Raw genomic sequence first — 19,904 nt, forward strand, 5'->3', positions numbered from 1 at the left:
GCCACCGGGAGCCTCTGCCGATCGGCTATAATTCCGCTTTTTTACGAAGCACGAAAAGCGAAACGATCATGGAAGCGGAACGTCTCAACGCGATCGAAAGCTCCCTGCTCGACCTGCGCCAGCGCGCAGGCGAGCTTCGGGGGTATCTTTGACTACGACGCCAAAGCTGCGCGTCTGATCGAAGTCAACAAGGCACTCGAAGACCCGAACGTCTGGAACGATTCGAAGAACGCCCAGGCGCTCGGCCGCGAAAAGAAGCTGCTCGAGGGCGTCGTCACGACGCTGACGGTGCTCGACGGCGACCTGCGCGACGCGCTCGACCTGTTCGAGCTGGCCCGCGAGGAAGGCGACGAGGACACGCTCGTCGCGTCGGAAGAAGACGCCGCGAAACTCGAAGCGCGCGTCGGTGACATCGAATTCCGCCGGATGTTCTCGAACCCGGCCGATCCGAACAACTGCTTCATCGACATCCAGGCCGGCGCCGGCGGCACCGAAGCGTGCGACTGGGCGTCGATGCTGCTGCGCCAGTACCTGCGCTACTGCGAGCGCAAGGGCTTCAAGGCCGAAGTGCTCGAAGAATCCGACGGCGACGTCGCCGGCATCAAGAACGCGACCGTCAAGGTCACGGGCGAATACGCGTACGGCTTCCTGCGCACCGAAACGGGCATTCACCGGCTGGTGCGCAAGTCGCCGTTCGACTCGTCGGGCGGCCGCCATACGTCGTTCTCGTCGGTGTTCGTGTATCCGGAAATCGACGACTCGATCGAAGTCGAGGTGAACCCGGCCGACCTGCGCATCGACACGTACCGCGCGTCGGGCGCGGGCGGCCAGCACATCAACAAGACCGACTCGGCGGTGCGGATCACGCACATGCCGACCGGCATCGTCGTGCAGTGCCAGAACGACCGCTCGCAGCACCGCAACCGCGCGGAAGCGATGGCGATGCTGAAGTCGCGCCTGTACGAGGCCGAGATGCGCAAGCGCCAGGCCGAGCAGGACAAGCTCGAGTCGAGCAAGACCGATGTGGGCTGGGGCCACCAGATCCGCTCGTACGTGCTCGACCAGAGCCGCGTGAAGGACCTGCGCACGAACGTCGAAATGAGCAACACGCGGGCGGTGCTCGACGGCGATCTCGACGACTTCATCAGCGCGAGCCTCAAACAGGGCGTCTGAGCGCCGCGGCGCGGGCCCTCCGCGCCGCCCTCCCCGTTTGCGTAGCCGCCCCCACCCCGAATTCCGACCATCATGACCGAATCGACCCAAACGCAAGCCGCCGTCGCGGCGGACGAAAACCAGATCATCGCCGAGCGCCGCGACAAGCTGCGCGCGCTGCGCGAACAAGGCGTCGCCTATCCGAACGATTTCCGGCCGACGCACCACGCGGCCGAACTGCAGGCGAAATTCGCCGAGTCGGACAAGGAAGCGCTCGAAGCGAATCCGTTCGAGGTCGCGATCGCCGGCCGCATGATGCTCAAGCGCGTGATGGGCAAGGCGAGCTTCGCGACGGTGCAGGACGGTTCGGGCCAGATCCAGTTCTTCGTGACGCCGAACGACGTCGGCGCGGAAACGTACGATGCGTTCAAGAAGTGGGACCTCGGCGACATCGTCGCCGCGCGCGGCGTGCTGTTCCGCACCAACAAGGGCGAGCTGTCGGTCAAATGCACGGAGCTGCGCCTGCTGTCGAAGGCGCTGCGCCCGCTGCCCGACAAGTTCCACGGCCTCGCCGACCAGGAAATGCGCTATCGCCAGCGCTACGTCGACCTGATCGTCACGCCGGAGACGCGCGACACGTTCCGCGCACGCACCAAGGCGATCGCGTCGATCCGCAAGTTCATGGGCGACGCCGACTTCATGGAAGTCGAGACGCCGATGCTGCACCCGATCCCGGGCGGCGCGGCCGCGAAGCCGTTCGTCACGCACCACAATGCGCTCGACATGCAGATGTTCCTGCGCATCGCGCCGGAGCTGTATCTGAAGCGGCTGATCGTCGGCGGCTTCGAGCGCGTGTTCGAGATCAACCGCAACTTCCGGAATGAAGGCGTGTCGCCGCGCCACAATCCGGAATTCACGATGATGGAGTTCTACGCCGCGTACACCGACTACCGCTGGCTGATGGACTTCACCGAGCAGTTGATCCGCCAGACCGCGATCGATGCGCTCGGCACCGCGACGATCCAGTACCAGGGCCGCGAGCTCGATCTCGCGAAGCCGTTCCACCGCCTGACGATCACGCAGGCGATCCAGAAGTTCGCGCCGCAGTACACCGACGGCCAGCTGTCGGACGACGCGTACCTGCGCAGCGAGCTGAAGCGCCTCGGCGTCGACGTCACGCAGCCGGCGTTCCTGAATGCCGGCATCGGCGCGCTGCAGCTCGCGCTGTTCGAGGAAACGGCCGAAGCGCAGCTGTGGGAGCCGACCTTCATCATCGACTATCCGGTCGAGGTGTCGCCGCTCGCACGCGCATCGGACACGGTGCCGGGCATCACCGAGCGTTTCGAGCTGTTCATGACGGGCCGCGAGATCGCGAACGGCTTCTCGGAGCTGAACGATCCGGAAGACCAGGCCGCGCGCTTCAGGAAGCAGGTCGAACAGAAGGATGCCGGCGACGAGGAAGCGATGTTCTTCGACGCCGACTACATCCGCGCGCTCGAATACGGGATGCCGCCGACCGGCGGCTGCGGGATCGGCATCGACCGTCTCGTGATGCTGCTGACCGACAGCCCGACGATCCGCGACGTGCTGCTGTTCCCCCACCTGCGCCGCGAAGACTGACGCCTGCCCGCGCGTGTGCCGCCCGCCGCGGCGCGCACGCGCCGGCTTTGTAACGACGCGTAAATCCCGCCCGCCGGCGTTCGCCGGCCACTGATTCCTCCCTGTTTTATTTCCTTGCCGCGCCGGCCCGCTGCGGGTTTTCCCGGTATCGAGCGCCGTGGCCGGGCTGCAATTCGTTACACCTTGATACGGCGGCCGCCTCGCGCGTAGACGACACTCCTTTCCGTCACCACGCATGACCACGGGGCCGGAGCCCGGCGCAAAAAAGCCGACTCCGAGCGACCCCGACGCGTGGGATCCGGGCCACACCCGGATCGACCAGGAGAAAAAAATGGACAATCAGAATCAGACCACGCCGCAAAAGCAACGCCTCCACCCGCTGGTCGCGACCGCGGCCGGCGCCGTCATCGTCGCCAGCCTCGCCGCGACGGCAGCGATCACGGGCGTATTTCCGAAAGCCAACAGCAGCAACGAACAGAACGGCCAGACCCAGGCCGCGCTGATCGCGTCGCAGCCGGCCGTCGACACGGCGGCGGCAGCCAGCGCCGCGCTCGCCGCGCAGGCGCAGCAGCAGGCGGCGGAACAGGCCGCGCAGCAAAAGGCGCTCGCGCAGGCCGAACCGAAGCCGGCGCCGCGACCGGTGACGCACCACCACCGCGCACCCGCGCCGCAACCGCCGCAATACGCGCAGCAGCCGTCCGCGCCCGTGCAGCCGGCCTATTGCCAGACCTGCGGCACGGTTGTCGCGATCACGCAAACGCGCACGCCGGGCCAGAGCTCGGGCATCGGCGCGGTCGGCGGCGCAGCGGCCGGCGGCCTGCTCGGCAACCAGTTCGGCCACGGCAACGGCCGCACCGCGATGACGATCATCGGCGCGCTGGGCGGCGGCCTGGCCGGCAACCAGGTCGAGAAGCAGGTGCGCGCGGAAACCGACTACCAGGTGCAAGTGCAGATGGAAAACGGCGCGACGCGCACCTTCACATACCGCAACGCGCCGCCGTTCGGCCAGGGGCAGCGCGTGCGCGTCGAGAACGGCACGCTGGTCGGCGCCTGACGCCGCCGCGCACCGCATGGCCGCCCGCGCCGGGCAGCCGTGCGATTCGCCAAACGAAAACGGCTCGTGAATCATCACGAGCCGTTTTTGCGTAAGCCGCCGCGCGACGCGAAGAACGAACGTCGCGCGCGCCGCTCAGTCTTCGTCGTCGAAGTCCGATTCGTCGATCCAGTGCGCCTGGATCGCCTCGAGGATTTTCTCGCCCGAGCGGCCCGGATCGTCGTCGAAACCGTCGAGCGCGATCACCCACGCGCGCAGGTCGACGAAATTGATCCGCTGCGGATCGACGTCCGGATGCTTGTCTGCAAGCGCGATCGCAATCTCGCGCGAATCGGTCCATTTCATGCCTGCTCTCCTTGTCATCCCGAAATCGACCCGCGCCGGCGCAGCGGCAGCGGGTCAGGTCGCATGCAGCGCGCTCAGTGATTTTCCTTCGCGTGATTGATCGAGTACTTCGGAATCTCGACCACGAGGTCCGAATCCTCCGTCACGATCGCCTGGCACGACAGGCGCGACGTCGGCTCGAGGCCCCACGCCTTGTCGAGCAGGTCGTCCTCGTCCTCTTCGGACGGCTCGAGATCGTTGAAGCCTTCGCGGATCACCACGTGGCACGTCGTGCACGCGCACGACTTCTCGCACGCGTGCTCGATCTCGATGCCGTTGTCGAGCAGGTTGTCGCAAATACTCTTGCCGGGCGTCGCGTCGATCACCGCGCCGTCCGGGCACAGTTCGACGTGAGGCAGCACCACCAGTTGAGGCATGTCCGTTCCGTCAGTCAGGGTGCGGCGTCATGCGCCGCACGGTTCAATATCGCGCGCGGGCCGTCACCGGCCGGCGCGCGCTGCATTCTTCGTTCAGATCTCGTCGAGCCGGCGGCCCGACAGCGCGCGCTTGATGCTCTTGTCCATCCGGCGCGCCGCGAATTCGTCGGTGCCGTCGGCCAGCGCCTTGGTCGACGCCTCGATCGCATCCGCGTCGTCGCGCTGTGCGATCGCGCGCAGCGCCGCGACGCGCGCGTCCACTTCCGCACGCTCGGCCGCGTCGAGCAGTTCGCCGTCGGCCGCGAGCGCGGCTTCCGTCGCCTCGATCATCCGCTGCGCTTCGACCTGCGCTTCGCGCAGCGCGCGGGCGCGCATGTCGATCTCGGCGGTCTTGAAGCTGTCCTCGAGCATTTTCGCGATGTCGTCGTCGGCGAGGCCGTAGGACGGCTTCACGACGACCGACGCCTCGACGCCCGAATGCTGCTCGCGCGCGAATACCGACAGCAGCCCGTCCGCATCGACCTGATAGGTCACGCGGATGCGCGCCGCACCGGCCGTCATCGGCGGAATGCCGCGCAGCTCGAAGCGCGCGAGCGACCGGCAGTCGGCGACGAGCTCGCGCTCGCCCTGCACGACGTGGATCGCCATCGCGGTCTGGCCGTCCTTGAACGTGGTGAATTCCTGCGCGCGCGCGATCGGAATCGTCGAATTGCGCGGGATGATCTTCTCGACGAGGCCGCCCATCGTCTCGACACCGAGCGACAGCGGAATCACGTCGAGCAGCAGCCAGTCGTCGCCGCTGCCGCGGTTGCCCGCCAGCAGGTCGGCCTGGATGGCCGCGCCGAGCGCGACGACCTGGTCCGGATCGAGATTGACGAGCGGCGGCTGGCCGAAGTATTTCTCCACGGCTTCGCGGATCACCGGCATGCGCGTCGCGCCGCCGACGAGCACGACGCCCTTGATGTCGGCCGGCGTAACCTGCGCGTCGCGCAGCGCCTTGCGGGTCGGCGCCAGCGTGCGCTGCACGAGCGGCTCGACCAGCGACGCGAACGTGTCGTGCGAAATCGTCTGCACGAGGTGCGCGCCGCTCGACAGCGTCACGTCGAGCGTGGCCTGCGGCGCCGACGACAGCGCTTCCTTCAGCACGCGCACGCGGTCGAGCAGCAGCCGCACGTCTTCCGGCGCGAGCGTCTTCGCGTCGATGCCGCCCTGCGCGAGCACGTGCCCGAACAGCGCATGGTCGAAATCGTCGCCGCCGAGCGCGGAGTCGCCGCCCGCAGCCAGCACCTCGAACACGCCCTTCGTCAGCTTCAGGATCGACAGGTCGAAGGTGCCGCCGCCGAGGTCGTACACCGCATAGAGACCTTCGGCCGCGTTGTCGAGACCGTAGGCGATCGCCGCCGCGGTCGGCTCGTTCAGCAGGCGCAGCACGTTGAGGCCCGCGAGGCGCGCGGCGTCCTTGGTCGCCTGGCGCTGCGCATCGTCGAAATAGGCGGGCACCGTGATCACCGCGCCGACCAGCTCGTCGCCGAGCGTGTCTTCGGCGCGATAGCGCAGCGTCGCGAGAATCTCGGCCGACACCTCGACCGGGCTCTTCACGCCGTCGATCGTGCGAATCTGCACCATGCCCGGCGCATCGACGAATTCGTACGGCGCATTCGCCGCGCCTTCGACCTCGGCCTTGCCGCGGCCCATGAAGCGCTTGACCGACACGATCGTGTTGCGCGGATCGGTCGCGGCCTGTTCCTTCGCTTCGTGGCCGATGCGACGGCCGCCCTTCTCCAGATAACGGACCACCGACGGCAGCAGCACGCGGCCCGCCTCGTCCGGCAGCACTTCCGGCACGCTGTTGCGCACGGCCGCGACGAGCGAGTTCGTCGTGCCGAGATCGATTCCGACGGCGAGTCGCCGCTGGTGCGGCGCCGGCGCCATGCCCGGTTCGGAAATTTGCAGTAAAGCCATCTTGGTTCGTTCGGGCGCTCGGCCCGTTTGCTGCGCGTGCCGCGAGGCACGCGGTTAAGTTTCGAGGCGCTCGATCTGCGCGCTCACTTCCGACGCGACCCGCTCGATGAACATCAGTTGGCGCACGGCCTCCGCGGCGGCCTGGTCGGCGCCGCTGTCGAGCAGCGTGCCGAGGCGCTCGAGCCGCGCGCGCTTCTCGTCGCGCAGCTCGGCCAGCAGCGCATCGAGCGCGTCGACGTTGCGGGCGGCCGCGGCATCCTCGATGGCTTCGCGCCATTCCATCTGCTGCATCAGGAACGCGGGCTCCATCGCGGTATTGTTTTCCGCGCCGATGTCGACGCCGCGCAGCGACAGCAGATAGGTGCCGCGCTTGAGCGGATCGCGCAGCGTGCGGTACGCCTCGTTCGCGCGGGTGGCCCACTGCATCGCGATGCGCTTTTGCGCGTCGCCGGCCGCCGCGAAGCGGTCCGGATGCACCTGCGTCTGCACCGTGCGATAGGCGGCGTCGAGCGCCGCGTCGTCGAGCGCGAATTGCGCCGGCAGGTGAAACAGGTCGAAGTGGCTGTCTTTCAGCGAAACCATCGTCGCGTTCAATTCCGGTTCGTCGCGCGGCAAACGCCGCACATTAAAAAGGCGGCCCTTGCCGCCTCGTGCCCGCATCGCGCGGCCATCCGCGTCACACGCGGAACGATTCGCCGCAGCCGCACTCGTCCTTCACGTTCGGGTTGTTGAAGCGGAACCCTTCGTTCAGGCCCTCGCGCGCGAAATCGAGCTCGGTGCCGTCGATATACGCGAGGCTCTTCGGATCGACCACGACCTTCACGCCATGGCTCTCGAACACCTGATCCTCGGGGGCGAGCTCGTCGACATACTCGAGCTTGTACGCGAGCCCCGAGCATCCGGTCGTGCGGACGCCAAGCCGCAGGCCCACACCCTTGCCGCGACGGACGAGGTATTTCTGGACGTGCTGTGCTGCTTTTTCGGTCAGTGTAATTGCCATGATGTCCTTGCCGCGGCGTGCCGCCGGGGCGCGCCGCGTTCCTTCAGAAGCCGCTCGATGCCGCTCAGGCCGCTGCCTGATCGCCTTCCTTCGTGTCGTGGCGCTTCTTGTAGTCGGCCACGGCTGCCTTGATCGCGTCTTCCGCGAGGATCGAGCAGTGAATCTTCACCGGCGGCAGCGCGAGTTCCTCGGCGATCTGCGTGTTCTTGATCGACAGCGCTTCGTCGAGCGTCTTGCCCTTCACCCACTCGGTCACGAGCGAGCTCGACGCGATTGCCGAACCGCAGCCGTAGGTCTTGAACTTCGCATCTTCGATCACGCCGTCCGCGCCGACGCGGATCTGCAGCTTCATCACGTCGCCGCAGGCCGGCGCGCCGACCATGCCCGTGCCGACCGCGTCGTCGTCCTTCGCGAACGAACCGACGTTACGCGGGTTTTCGTAGTGATCCAGAACCTTGTTGCTGTAAGACATGACTCAGACTCCTTGACTCGTTACGTCTGCGTGCGCGAATCCGCCCGCGGGTATGTTCGATATGCGGTGCTCAGTGTGCGGCCCATTCGATCGTCGACAGATCGATGCCTTCCTGGTGCATTTCCCAGAGCGGCGACAGCTCGCGCAGCTTCGCGATCTTGCTGTTCAGCAGCTCGATCACGTAGTCGACTTCCTGCTCCGTCGTGAAGCGGCCGACCGTGAAGCGGATCGAGCTGTGCGCGAGTTCGTCGTTGCGGCCGAGCGCACGCAGCACGTACGACGGCTCCAGCGACGCCGACGTGCACGCCGAACCCGACGACACCGCGACGTCCTTGATCGCCATGATCAGCGACTCGCCTTCGACGAAGTTGAAACTGATGTTGAGGTTGTGCGGGATACGGTGCTCCATGTCGCCGTTCACGTACGTTTCCTCGATCTGCGACAGGCCGCGCAGCAGCTTGTCGCGCAGCATGCGGATGCGCTCGTTCTCGGTCGCCATTTCCTCGCGCGCGATGCGGAACGCCTCGCCCATGCCGACGATCTGGTGCGTCGGCAGCGTGCCCGAGCGCATCCCGCGCTCGTGGCCGCCGCCGTGCATCTGCGCCTCGATGCGCACGCGCGGCTTGCGGCGCACGTACAGCGCGCCGATGCCCTTCGGCCCGTAGGTCTTGTGCGCGGAGAACGACATCAGGTCGACCTTCAGCTTCGCGAGGTCGATCTCGACCTTGCCGGTCGCCTGCGCGGCATCGACGTGGAACACGATGCCCTTCTCGCGGCAGATCTCGCCGATCGTCTCGATGTCCTGGATCACGCCGATCTCGTTGTTCACGTGCATCACCGACACGAGGATCGTATCCGGGCGCAGCGCGGCCTTCAGCACGTCGAGGTCGATCAGGCCGTTGTCCTTCACGTCGAGGTAGGTGACCTCGAAACCGTCGCGCTCGAGCTCGCGGCAGGTGTCGAGCACGGCCTTGTGCTCCGTCTTCACCGTGACGATGTGCTTGCCCTTGCCCTTGTAGAAATTCGCGGCGCCCTTGATCGCAAGATTGTCCGATTCCGTCGCGCCCGAGGTCCAGATGATCTCGCGCGGATCCGCGTTCACGAGCGCAGCCACCTGCTCGCGCGCTTCCTCGACCGCGCGCTCCGCATCCCAGCCGTACGCGTGGCTGCGCGACGCCGGGTTGCCGAACTGCTCGCGCAGGTACGGCACCATCTTGTCGACCACGCGCGGATCGACCGGCGTCGTCGCGCTGTAATCCATGTAGATGGGCAGGTGGAGAGTCTGTTGGGTCATCTGTCGCTCCGGATATTCTGTGCAGGGACTATGTGCGTTATTGGGGTCGTGTGCGGTCGCGCTCACGAGCTCGCGATGTTGAACACCGAATTCGGGCCGAGCGGCATCGTGCGCACGGGCTCGGCCGGCGCGGCGACGGGCTCCGGCGTGCGCCGATCGCGCAGCACCGCGGGCGCGCCCTCGCGGGCGCGCTGCTGATCGACGAGATCCTGCAGCGAAACCGAATCGAGGTATTCGACCATCTTCTGGTTCAGCGTCGACCACAGCTCGTGCGTCATGCAATGGCCGTCCGGCTGCTTCGAGCCGTCGCACGTGCCTTTGCCGCCGCATTGCGTGGCGTCGAGCGGTTCGTCGACCGCGATGATGATGTCGGCGACGGTGACGTCCTGCGCGCGGCGCGCGAGGTTGTAACCGCCGCCCGGGCCACGCACGGATTCGACGATTTCATGCCGGCGCAGCTTGCCGAACAGCTGTTCGAGATACGAGAGCGAAATCCGCTGGCGCTGGCTGATGCCTGCAAGCGTCACCGGGCCCTGCTCCTGGCGCAGTGCCAAGTCGATCATCGCCGTGACGGCGAAACGGCCTTTGGTGGTGAGTCTCATGGTGTCTAGGGGACTGCAATCTTGACGATTTTGGTCAAGTATAAATATTTGACGTTTTTAGTCAAGTATCCATGTCTTCGGCAGGGTATTCGCAGATCGCTGAATACCGTGCGGCGATCAGCGGGCGATGCGGGTCCGGAGCGTCTGCAGCAGGCCCTCGCACGCGCGCTCGACCTGGTCGAGCACCTGTTCGAAGCCCTGCGCGCCGCCGAAATACGGGTCGGCCACTTCGGTCTCGGCCGCGCCCGGCGCGAATTCCATCAGCAGGCGGACCTTGTCGCGATGCTGCGGCGGGCAACGGCGGCGCAATTCCGCGAGATTGGCCTCGTCCATCGCGAGCAGCAGGTCGAAGCGCTCGAAATCGGCCGCGCTCACCTGGCGCGCGCGCAGCGCCGACAGATCGTAGCCGCGCAGGCGCGCCGCCGCCTGCGCGCGCGTGTCGGGCGGCTCGCCGACATGCCAGTCGCCGGTGCCGGCCGAATCGACGTCGATCCCACCCGCCAGGCCGGCGGCCTCCACCTGATGGCGCATCACGCCTTCCGCGGTGGGCGAACGGCAGATGTTGCCGAGGCAGACGAAACAGATTGCTACGCGGGTCATCGCACTATCGGAAAGCCGCGGCGAACCGCGTGGGAGCAGAACGCGCCATTATACAAAGGCGCCCGCAATCGCGCCGCCGCGCAAAGCGACGGCGGCCTGCATTACAGCGCCTTCGGCGCGGCCAGCATGACCTCGCCCGACGCGGCGGGCAGCGGCTTCACGGCGTCGTCGACGAGCCCGAACGACACTGCGCGCGCCAGTTCGGCGGACGCCTGGTGAACCGCGAGCGGGCCGCGCGACGGCGCACTGTCCATCGCATGCAGATAGGCCGCCGCAGCCAGCGGAACGACGATTGCCAGCGGCCAGTACATCGATATTGTCTTTTTCATGATGCGGACCTCCTTGACCCGATGCCCCGGAACCCTATTCCAGGGATTACAGGCAAGATTCTATAGACCGCATCTATCGGGATAAATACGTAAATAGTGAATGCACTGTTGCCGCCGGGTGAACAGTGGGTCAGCCAAGGTGGCTTTGCGACGCCGCGTACAGTTCGCGGAACGTGCGTCCGGTCGGTGTCGGCATGTCGCGCGTGTCCATCCAGCCGCCCATCATCGGCAGGCGGCGCAGCATCCCGCCGTCGCCGCCCAGCCGCTCGAGGACGCGCACCGCGAGCTTGGTCGTCAGCGCATACAGCATCGGCCGGCGCGCGACGAAACCCCAGGCGGCGAGCGCCGCCCGCTCGCGCCACGGGCGCAGATGCCGTTCGACCTGCTTCTCGCGCAGCGTGCGCAGCAGCTGCGACAGCGGGATCCCGGCCGGACACACGCTGTCGCATTCGCCGCACAGCGTCGCGGCCTGCGGCAGGTCCAGCGCGCGGTCGAGCCCGACGTAGCTCGGCGTCAGCACCGAGCCCATCGGCCCCGGATAGACCCAGCCGTACGCATGGCCGCCGACCTTCTGGTAGACCGGGCAATGATTCATGCAGGCGCCGCAGCGGATGCAGCGCAGCATCTCCTGGAACTCGCCGCCGATCAGGCCGGTCCGCCCGCCGTCGACCAGCACCACGTAGTTGTGCTCGGGGCCGTCCTCGTCGCCCGGCCCGCGCGGGCCAGTCAGCAACGAGAAGTAGTTCGACGTCTTCTGGCCGGTCGCCGAACGCGGCAGCAGGCGCATCGCGGTCGCGAGATCCTCGAGGGTCGGCAGCACCTTCTCGATGCCCGTCACCGCGACATGCACGCGCGGCATCACCGTGCACATTCCCTCGTTCCCTTCGTTGGTCACGAGCGCGACCGAGCCCGTCTCCGCGATCACGAAGTTGCCGCCCGTCACGCCCATGTCGGCCGACAGGAACTGCGGGCGCAGCATCTCGCGCGCCTCGCGCGTCATGTCCGGGATCTCGGTCAGCCGCTCGCGATGATGGGTGCGCGCGAACAGGTCGGCGATCTCGTCCTTGTCCTTGTGCACGACGGGCGCGATGATGTGGCTCGGCGGCTCGTTGTCGTTGATCTGCAGGATATATTCGCCGAGGTCGGTCTCGACCGACTGCACGCCCATTTCCGCGAGCACCGCATTCAGGCGCATCTCCTCGGACACCATCGACTTCGTCTTGATGACCTTCTTCACGTCGTGACGACGCGCGATGTCGGCGACGAGCCGCGCGGCGTCCGCGGTGGTTTCCGCGTACAGCACCGTCGTGCCGCGCCGCGTCGCCTCGCGCTCGAACGCGTCGAGCCACACGTCGAGGTTCTCGAGTGCGCGGTTGCGACGCGCCTTCAGCGCGGCGCGCGTCGTCGGAAAGTCGATCTCGGTCATCGCGTCCGCGCGCGCGGACACGAACTTCGTCGACAGCTTCTTCAGGTTCTGCTGCAGGCGCTGGTCGGCCAGCTTCTGGCCGGCGCGCGCCTTGAAATGCATCGATTGGACTTGCATCGCGGTATCGGGGGAAATGTGAGCGAAACCGGGCGTCAGACGTCGCCCGCCAGCACCTGCGCGATGTGCAGCACGCGCGTGTCGCGGTCGCCCGTGCGGCGCAACCGCCCTTCGATGTTCAGCATGCAGCCGAGATCGCCGAGCACCACGGCGCCGGCGCCCGATGCGCGCACGTTCGCGCATTTCTCGTCCGCGATCGCCGCCGAAATGTCGCCGTACTTGACCGCGAAGGTGCCGCCGAAGCCGCAGCAGTGCTCGCAGTCCTTCATCTCGGTGACGGCGACGCCGCGCTGCGCGAGCAGCGCCCGCGGCTGCGCCTTCACGCCGAGTTCGCGCAGGCCCGAGCACGAATCGTGATAGGTGACGGGGCCCGTGAACTCGCCCGGCGCGAGCGTGACTTTCGCGACGTTCGCAAGGAAATCGGTCAGTTCGTAGACTTTCTGCTGGAGCCGCGCATAGCGCCCCATCAGCTCGGGATCGTCGCGGAACAGGTCGCCGTAGTGCGCGCGGATCATCCCGCCGCACGAACCCGACGGCGCGACGACATAGTCGAACTGCTCGAACTCGCGCAGCGTCTTTTCGGCGAGATCGCGCGCGAGCGCGCGGTCGCCCGAGTTGTAGGCCGGCTGGCCGCAGCAGGTCTGCGCGGGCGGCACGATCACCTCGTAGCCGGCGTCGCGAAGCAGCTTGAGCGCGGAAAAACCGATTTCGGGACGCATCAGATCGACCAGGCAGGTCACGAACAAACCGACTCGCATACGCGCTCCTTCGAGAAAACGGCTCTCATTATCCGCGCTTTGGCCGGCCAGACCAACGCCGAACCATGCACGCGCCGGCACGAGCGGAAACGAGGACTTCCTCGAACGGCGTTCGCTTTTTTCACTATACGAGATACAATCGTTCCAACCTCGCATGACGCGTCAACCGATTCCCCCGACATGAGCCAACCCACCCCGGATTCCAAAACGTCGATCCAGGTGATCGAACGCATGATGCGGTTGCTGGACGCGCTTGCCGCGCACAGCGACCCCGTCAGCCTGAAGGAACTCGCGCAGCGCACGGAACTGCATCCATCGACTGCGCACCGCATCCTCAACGACATGGTGACCTGCCGCCTCGTCGACCGCTCCGATCCCGGCACGTACCGGCTCGGCATGCGGCTGCTCGAGCTCGGCAACCTCGTGAAGGCGCGCCTGTCGGTGCGCGACGCGGCGCTGATGCCGATGCGCGAGCTGCACCGCCTCACCGGCCAGACCGTGAACCTGTCGGTACGCCAGGGCGACGAGATCGTCTATATCGAGCGCGCGTATTCGGAGCGCTCGGGCATGCAGGTGGTCCGCGCGATCGGCGGCCGCGCGCCGCTGCACCTGACGTCGGTCGGCAAGCTGTTCCTCGCCGCCGACGAAACCTCGCGCGTGCGCGCCTACGCGACGCGTACCGGGCTTTCCGGCCATACGCAGAACAGCATCACCGACCTGACGAAGCTCGAGCGCGAGCTGACGCTGGTGCGTCAGCAATCGTGCGCGCGCGACAACGAGGAGCTGGAGCTCGGCGTGCGCTGCATCGCAGCCGGCATCTACGACGATTCGGGCAAGCTGGTCGCGGGCCTGTCGCTGTCGGCGCCGGCCGACCGGCTGCAGGACGCATGGCTCGGCCAGCTGAGCCGGACCGCGCTGACCATCTCGGAATCGCTCGGCTACCGACCCGAGGCCGCGAAGGAAACGGAAGGGTTGCAGCGGCAGGCGTAAGTCCGCGGTGCGGTGCGCGCCCGACGAATGCGAAAAGCCCCGCGGTTGCGGGGCTTTTTGCTGTCTGCCGGGTGCGATGCGGCGGCGCACCGCCGCGCGCCCGATCAGGTCCCGCCGCTCGGCGTGTTGGCCGCGGTCAGGCGCTCGCCGCCGCCGGCGTCGAGCCAGTTGCGCAGACGCGATGCGTCGGCGAAGCGCGAGTACTTGCCGAACGAGTCGAGCAGCACCATCACCATCGGCCGGCCGTGGATCGTCGCCTGCATCACCAGGCATTCGCCCGCTTCGTTGATGAAGCCCGTCTTCTGCAGGCCGATGTCCCACGAGCCGTTGCCGCGGATCAGCGCGTTCGTGCTGTTGTATACGAGGTTGCGCTTGCCGGTGTACACCTCGTAGGTGCGGTCGGTCGAGAACTGGCGGATCAGCGGGTACTGGTACGCCGCGTTGACCATCTTCACCAGGTCGCGCGCACTCGACACGTTCGAACTCGACAGGCCGGTCGAATTCTCGAAATGGGTATCGGTCATGCCGAGCGATTTCGCCTTCGCGTTCATCGCGGCGATGAACGCCGGACGGCCGCCCGGGTAGTAGCGCGACAGCGCGGCCGCGGCGCGGTTTTCCGACGCCATCAGCGCGATGTGCAGCATGTCCTCGCGCGACAGCACCGAGCCGACCGACAGGCGCGAGCCCGTGCCCTTCTCGTAGTCGCGGTCTTCGTCCGTGACCTCGATCTGGTCGGTCATCGGCGCCTTCGAGTCGAGCACGACCATCGCCGTCATCAGCTTCGAGATCGACGCGATCGGCACGACCGCGTGCGAATTCTTGTCGAACAGCGGTTCGCCGGTGTTCTGGTCGACCACGTACGCGACGCTCGAACGCAGCGCGAGCGCATCGGGCGTGTCGTGCAGGCCGAACGCCTGGCCGACCGTCGGCCGGCGCGGCTGGAACGCGACCTTGCGGACCGCGCCGCGGTGGCCGCCGTGCACGTTACTGGCCGCGAGCGTCACGCGCTTGCGCGACGCCTTCGCGCGCGGCGCTTCGGCCGATGCGACTTTGGCGGAGGCCGCCCTGGCCGACTTCTGCTTCGCGGACGCAGCAGGTGCAACGGCCTTCTTCTTGGCGGTCTGGTGGGCTTTCGCAGTGGCAGCAAAGGCGTCAGCGGGCGCGACGGACGCTGCGGTCGCGAGCAACGCGACGGCGACCGACACAGCCGTGCCGAGCGTCATGCTCTGCAACAATCTGCGCGGTGAAAACGATTCGGCTTTCATTGGGGTCTGGACAAAGCGGGCGGGAGGTTACCGCCAGTGTAGTTAAAGCTGAAAAAAAGAGCAATATTAGGCACTTACCGATCGTCTTTAAACCGGATTGTAAGGGTCGCCGAATATTCGCTCGATCGACCCGCCCGCCCCCATCGAAAAAAATCATGGGATGCGCCGCCCAACGGTGCCGTGTCCCGATTACCACGCGGTTAATTGAGATAACGTCACTTCGGCGGCATTTTAAAGCGGGGGAACTACGTATCCGGCGCTCGGCGTGCCTGGCGCCGGTCTCGACCGCGGCGCTGGCGCGTCGCCACGGCGTGCGCATCGAAACGGCGCGCTTTTCGACAGGAGCAGAAGGATAACGTTCCACAGGCCCGTCAGGTTTACCTGTGCATGATCATGGTGCGCCGCGGCCGCCCGGAGGCCGCCCGCACCGTTCCGGCGCGTCGCTGAAACCGATTCCGGACCTCGGCGTTAACTCGTTGTTTTATCGATATTTTATCGCAATTGTGCAACGCACAAAAAATGCTTGACAAGGTTTTTCTCTGCCCTAAAATAGGCTCCATTGCTGCGTTGCACAAAGCACGCGCATCCGAGGTTCCCCAGCGTAGTGCCCTTTACCCTGCGATCCGCCCGATCGCTTTTCAGGAGCTTGACATGTCTTTGCTGACCCCCGAGCAAATCGCCGCCGCACAGAAAGCCAACCTCGAAAGCCTGTTCGGTCTGACGACCAAGGCGTTCGAAGGCGTCGAAAAGCTGATCGAACTCAACCTGCAAGTTGTGAAGTCGACGCTGGCCGAGGGCCAGGAAAACGCGCAGCGCCTGCTGTCGGTGAAGGACGCGCAGGAACTGATCGCGCTGCAAGCCAGCCTCACGCAGCCGGTCGCGGAAAAGGTGCTGTCGTACGGCCGTCACCTGTATGAAATCGCGTCGGCCACGCAAGCCGAGTTCGCGAAGGTCGCGGAGTCGCAATACGAAGAGCAGAACCGCAAGGTCCAGGCGCTCGTCGACAACGTCGCGAAGAACGCTCCGGCCGGTTCGGAAACGGCTGTCGCTGCGCTGAAGTCGGCACTGAACGCTGCGAACACCACGTACGAAACGGTTCAGAAGGCTGCGAAGCAAGCCGTCGAAATCGCCGAGACGAACTTCAACGCCGCCGCCGCCGTCGCGACGAAGGCTGCGAACGCCGCTGCGTCGCGCCGTTCGACCAAGCCGGCCGCGTAAGCGTCCGTCGCTCCTGAAAAAGCCGCGCACTCGCGCGGCTTTTTCGTTTTTGGCGTCGGCGCACACAGCTGCCCCCGCGCTGCCCTGACCGCCGACGAGAAAACAAAAACGCCGCCTGCCGGGGCAACCCGACAGGCGGCGTTCGTTCGCGGCCGGTGCGAAACCGGCGACGCGGCTTGCTTACTTCTTGCGTTGCGGCGGCAGGTCCGTGCACACGCCTTCGTACAGCTCGGCGGCCATGCCGACCGATTCGCCGAGCGTCGGGTGCGGATGGATCGTCTTGCCGATGTCTTCCGCGTCCGCGCCCATCTCGACCGCGAGGCACACTTCGCTGATCAGGTCGCCCGCGTTCAGGCCGACGATGCCGCCGCCGATCACGCGATGGGTTTCCTCGTCGAAGATCAGCTTGGTAAAGCCTTCGTCGCGGCCGTTCGCGATCGCGCGGCCCGATGCGGCCCACGGGAACACGGCCTTGCCGTACTTGATGCCTTCGGCCTTGCACTGGTCTTCGGTCTTGCCGGCCCACGCGACTTCCGGATCCGTATACGCGACGGACGGAATCTGCAGTGCGTCGAAGTACGCCTTCTCGCCGTGCGCGGCTTCCGCTGCGACGTGGCCTTCATGCACGGCCTTGTGCGCGAGCATCGGCTGGCCGACGACGTCGCCGATCGCGAAGATGTGCGGGACGTTGGTGCGCATCTGCTTGTCGACGTCGATGAAGCCGCGGTCCGTGACGGCGACGCCGGCCTTGTCGGCGCCGATCTTCTTGCCGTTCGGGCTGCGGCCCACCGCGACGAGCACGAGGTCGTAGCGCTGCGCTTCCGCCGGCGCCTTCTCGCCCTCGAACTTCACGTAGATGCCGTCTTCCTTCGCTTCCGCGCCGACCGTCTTGGTCTTCAGCATCACGTTGCCGAAGCGCTTCGCGTTGTATTTTTCCCAGACCTTCACGAGGTCGCGGTCCGCGCCCATCATCAAGCCGTCCATCATTTCGACGACGTCGATCTCGGCGCCGAGCGTCGAGTAGACCGTCGCCATTTCGAGGCCGATGATGCCGCCGCCGATCACGAGCATGCGCTTGGGCAGTTGGCGCAGTTCGAGCGCACCGGTCGAGTCGACGACGCGCGGGTCTTCCGGCATGAACGGCAGCTTCACGGCCTGCGAGCCTGCGGCGATGATCGCCTGCTTGAACTTGACGACCTTCTTGCCGTTTTCGCCCTGCACTTCCATGTGATACGGATCGACGAACGCGCCGACGCCGGTGACGACCTCGACCTTGCGCGCCTTGGCCATGCCGGCGAGGCCCGTCGTCAGCTTCTTGACGACGCCGCCCTTGAAGTCGCGCAGCTTGTCGAGATCGACCTGCGGCTTGCCGAACGTGATGCCGTGCGACGCGAGCGCCGCGGCTTCTTCGACGACCAGCGACGTATGCAGCAGCGCCTTCGACGGAATGCAGCCGACGTTGAGACACACGCCGCCGAGCGTCGAATAGCGCTCGACGAGCACCGTCTTCATGCCGAGATCCGCGGCGCGGAACGCGGCCGAGTAGCCGCCGGGGCCGGCGCCGAGCACGAGCATGTCGCACTCGATGTCGGCGGCGCCGGTGTAGCTGCCGGCTTGCGGTGCGGGCGCCGGTGCGGCCGGTGCGGCTGCGGGCGCGGCGGCCGGAGCCGCGGCCTTGGCCGGTTCGGCTGCCTTCACGGGCGCGGCCGCGGCCGCGTCGGCCGACGCTTCGACGAGCGCGATGACCGTGCCTTGCGAGACCTTGTCGCCGGCCTTGATCTTGATTTCCTTGACCGTGCCGGCGACGTCGCTCGGCACTTCCATGGAGGCCTTGTCCGATTCGAGCGTGATGAGCGTCTGCTCTTTTTCGATCACGTCGCCCGGCTTCACGTTGACTTCGATGACATCGACGCCGCTGAAATCGCCGATATCCGGAACCTTGACTTCGATGAGACTCATGTACGTCCCCTTCTTGTTTGGCTGCTGAGAGAGGGAGGAAAACCCGCGATTGAACTACGGCCTGACCGGACGACGACATCGGCAGTACCACCTTTGCCGTCCGCCCAAGGACGCGCCTTTCTTTTGGTTACTTTTCTTTGGAAGACAAAGAAAAGTAACCGCCGCCCCGCGCAGGGGCGACGCTGGCAGACCGTCAAGCCAACCCGTTCAACGATGGAGCGTGGATCACCGACTCGAAAACCCACGCTCCCGCGAGCCCCTCAGCTCATCAAAGAATGATGCGACGGAAATCCGCCAGCAACGCGCCGAGATACGCATTGAACCGCGCGGCTTCCGCGCCGTCGATCACGCGATGGTCGTACGACAGCGACAGCGGCAGCGTCAGGCGCGGCACGAACTGCTTGCCGTCCCACACCGGCTTCATCTGGCCGCGCGACAAGCCGAGGATCGCCACTTCCGGCGCGTTGATGATCGGCGTGAAGTTCGTGCCGCCGATCCCGCCGAGCGACGAGATCGAGAAGCAGCCGCCCTGCATCTGGTCCGGCTTCAGCTTGCCTTCGCGCGCGGCCTTCGACAGCTCGGCCATTTCCTTCGCGATGTCGACGAGACCCTTCTTGTCCGCATCGCGGATCACCGGCACGACGAGGCCGTTCGGCGTGTCGGCCGCAAAACCGATGTGGTAGTACTGCTTGAACACGAGGTTGTCGCCGTCGAGGCTCGCGTTGAAGGTCGGGAACTTCTTCAGCGCGGCCACCACCGCCTTGATCACGAACGCGAGCATCGTGAACTTCACGCCCGCCTTCTCGTGCTCCTTGTTCAGCTGCACGCGCAGCGCCTCGAGCTCGGTGATGTCGGCTTCGTCGTTGTTCGTGACGTGCGGGATCATCACCCAGTTGCGATGCAGGTTCGCGCCCGAGATCTTCTTGATGCGCGACAGCGGCTTCGCCTCGAACGGGCCGAACTTCGAGAAGTCGACCTTCGGCCACGGCAGCAGGTTCAGCTCGCCGCCGCCTGCCGACGCGGCCGCTGCGGCCGGCGCCGCGCGCTGGCCCGACATCACGCCCTTCACGAAGCCCGTGATGTCGTCCTTCGTGATGCGGCCCTTCGGACCGGTACCCTGCACGCGTGCGACCTCGACGCCGAGTTCGCGCGCGAACTTGCGCACCGACGGCGACGCGTGGCTCGCGCGGTATTCACCCGACGGCGCCGCAGCCGGTGCGGCGGCAGCCGGCGCCGGGGCCGGCGCAGCCGCCTTCGCCGGTGCAGCGGCGGGCGCCGCAGCGGGCGCGGCGGCGGCCGGAGCCGGTGCGCTGGGTGCCGCAGCC

20 protein-coding genes are annotated in these 19,904 nt (G+C 66.5%); 5 read left to right on the plus strand and 15 right to left on the minus strand.

Features of this window, described 5'->3' with window-relative positions:
* Positions 1-68: 68 nt before the first annotated feature.
* From prfB to BST28156_RS10910, 3 genes are all read left to right on the plus strand, one after another.
* Positions 69-1,173, plus strand: a protein-coding gene (prfB, locus tag BST28156_RS10900; protein ID WP_208456436.1) for a peptide chain release factor 2 whose coding sequence is annotated in 2 segments (ribosomal slippage) — positions 69-149 and positions 151-1,173 — 1,104 coding nt in all. Because the reading frame shifts where the segments join, the coding sequence is not laid out codon by codon here.
* A 72-nt stretch (positions 1,174-1,245) separates the two neighbouring features.
* Positions 1,246-2,772, plus strand: a complete 1,527-nt coding sequence (gene lysS, locus BST28156_RS10905) for a lysine--tRNA ligase (RefSeq protein ID WP_009690698.1) — start codon at positions 1,246-1,248, stop codon at positions 2,770-2,772.
* Between the two features lie 331 nt (positions 2,773-3,103).
* Positions 3,104-3,826, plus strand: coding sequence for a glycine zipper 2TM domain-containing protein (locus tag BST28156_RS10910; RefSeq protein WP_060245281.1), 723 nt, complete (start codon positions 3,104-3,106; stop codon positions 3,824-3,826).
* Positions 3,827-3,961: 135 nt separating this feature from the next.
* On the opposite strand, the gene iscX is transcribed toward BST28156_RS10910, so the two are convergent.
* The 12 genes from iscX to BST28156_RS10970 form a co-directional block, all read right to left on the minus strand.
* Positions 3,962-4,171, minus strand: coding sequence for a Fe-S cluster assembly protein IscX (gene iscX / locus BST28156_RS10915; RefSeq protein ID WP_060245282.1), 210 nt, complete (start codon positions 4,169-4,171; stop codon positions 3,962-3,964).
* A 74-nt stretch (positions 4,172-4,245) separates the two neighbouring features.
* On the minus strand, positions 4,246-4,587 hold the full coding sequence (gene fdx / locus BST28156_RS10920) for an ISC system 2Fe-2S type ferredoxin (RefSeq protein WP_009691725.1): 342 nt from the start codon (positions 4,585-4,587) through the stop codon (positions 4,246-4,248).
* 93 nt (positions 4,588-4,680) lie between these two features.
* Positions 4,681-6,549 (minus strand): Fe-S protein assembly chaperone HscA, encoded by a 1,869-nt coding sequence (gene hscA, locus BST28156_RS10925; RefSeq protein ID WP_174902212.1) that lies wholly within the window; start codon positions 6,547-6,549, stop codon positions 4,681-4,683.
* A gap of 54 nt (positions 6,550-6,603) precedes the next feature.
* Positions 6,604-7,131 carry a Fe-S protein assembly co-chaperone HscB gene (gene hscB, locus BST28156_RS10930; RefSeq protein ID WP_174902213.1) on the minus strand — a complete coding sequence of 176 codons (528 nt, stop codon included), beginning with the start codon at positions 7,129-7,131 and terminating at the stop codon, positions 6,604-6,606.
* Between the two features lie 94 nt (positions 7,132-7,225).
* A complete protein-coding gene (gene iscA / locus BST28156_RS10935) occupies positions 7,226-7,549 on the minus strand; it encodes an iron-sulfur cluster assembly protein IscA (protein WP_009691728.1) in 324 nt (107 codons plus the stop codon).
* Positions 7,550-7,613: 64 nt separating this feature from the next.
* Positions 7,614-8,021, minus strand: coding sequence for a Fe-S cluster assembly scaffold IscU (iscU, locus tag BST28156_RS10940; RefSeq protein WP_009691729.1), 408 nt, complete (start codon positions 8,019-8,021; stop codon positions 7,614-7,616).
* Between the two features lie 70 nt (positions 8,022-8,091).
* The gene (locus tag BST28156_RS10945) at positions 8,092-9,315 is read right to left on the minus strand and encodes an IscS subfamily cysteine desulfurase (RefSeq protein WP_009691730.1); all 1,224 of its coding nucleotides are present in this window, start codon (positions 9,313-9,315) and stop codon (positions 8,092-8,094) included.
* Positions 9,316-9,377: 62 nt separating this feature from the next.
* On the minus strand, positions 9,378-9,917 hold the full coding sequence (gene iscR, locus BST28156_RS10950) for a Fe-S cluster assembly transcriptional regulator IscR (RefSeq protein ID WP_009691731.1): 540 nt from the start codon (positions 9,915-9,917) through the stop codon (positions 9,378-9,380).
* A gap of 117 nt (positions 9,918-10,034) precedes the next feature.
* The gene (locus BST28156_RS10955; protein ID WP_174902214.1) at positions 10,035-10,517 is read right to left on the minus strand and encodes a low molecular weight protein-tyrosine-phosphatase; all 483 of its coding nucleotides are present in this window, start codon (positions 10,515-10,517) and stop codon (positions 10,035-10,037) included.
* A gap of 101 nt (positions 10,518-10,618) precedes the next feature.
* The gene (locus BST28156_RS10960; RefSeq protein WP_060245285.1) at positions 10,619-10,846 is read right to left on the minus strand and encodes a hypothetical protein; all 228 of its coding nucleotides are present in this window, start codon (positions 10,844-10,846) and stop codon (positions 10,619-10,621) included.
* 130 nt (positions 10,847-10,976) lie between these two features.
* Positions 10,977-12,389: a lactate utilization protein B gene (locus tag BST28156_RS10965; protein ID WP_174902215.1), complete on the minus strand. Its 1,413-nt coding sequence runs from the start codon at positions 12,387-12,389 to the stop codon at positions 10,977-10,979.
* A 35-nt stretch (positions 12,390-12,424) separates the two neighbouring features.
* A complete protein-coding gene (locus BST28156_RS10970; RefSeq protein WP_060245287.1) occupies positions 12,425-13,147 on the minus strand; it encodes a (Fe-S)-binding protein in 723 nt (240 codons plus the stop codon).
* A gap of 180 nt (positions 13,148-13,327) precedes the next feature.
* Between BST28156_RS10970 and BST28156_RS10975 the strand changes: the two genes are divergently transcribed.
* Positions 13,328-14,137, plus strand: a complete 810-nt coding sequence (locus tag BST28156_RS10975; RefSeq protein WP_060245288.1) for an IclR family transcriptional regulator — start codon at positions 13,328-13,330, stop codon at positions 14,135-14,137.
* Between the two features lie 104 nt (positions 14,138-14,241).
* On the opposite strand, the gene pbpG is transcribed toward BST28156_RS10975, so the two are convergent.
* Positions 14,242-15,402 (minus strand): D-alanyl-D-alanine endopeptidase, encoded by a 1,161-nt coding sequence (gene pbpG, locus BST28156_RS10980; RefSeq protein ID WP_174902216.1) that lies wholly within the window; start codon positions 15,400-15,402, stop codon positions 14,242-14,244.
* 651 nt (positions 15,403-16,053) lie between these two features.
* Here pbpG and BST28156_RS10985 point away from each other — a divergent pair.
* Positions 16,054-16,620: a phasin family protein gene (locus BST28156_RS10985; protein WP_009691738.1), complete on the plus strand. Its 567-nt coding sequence runs from the start codon at positions 16,054-16,056 to the stop codon at positions 16,618-16,620.
* A gap of 180 nt (positions 16,621-16,800) precedes the next feature.
* Here BST28156_RS10985 and lpdA read toward each other — a convergent pair whose 3' ends face one another.
* Both lpdA and BST28156_RS10995 read right to left on the minus strand, forming a co-directional pair.
* Positions 16,801-18,579 carry a dihydrolipoyl dehydrogenase gene (gene lpdA / locus BST28156_RS10990; protein ID WP_174902217.1) on the minus strand — a complete coding sequence of 593 codons (1,779 nt, stop codon included), beginning with the start codon at positions 18,577-18,579 and terminating at the stop codon, positions 16,801-16,803.
* A gap of 268 nt (positions 18,580-18,847) precedes the next feature.
* Positions 18,848-19,904, minus strand: a 1,057-nt coding sequence (locus BST28156_RS10995) for a dihydrolipoyllysine-residue acetyltransferase (protein WP_174902218.1), incomplete at its 5' end; no start/stop codon positions are given.

The sequence above is a fragment of the Burkholderia pseudomultivorans genome, assembly GCF_902499075.1.
GTDB lineage: Bacteria > Pseudomonadota > Gammaproteobacteria > Burkholderiales > Burkholderiaceae > Burkholderia > Burkholderia pseudomultivorans.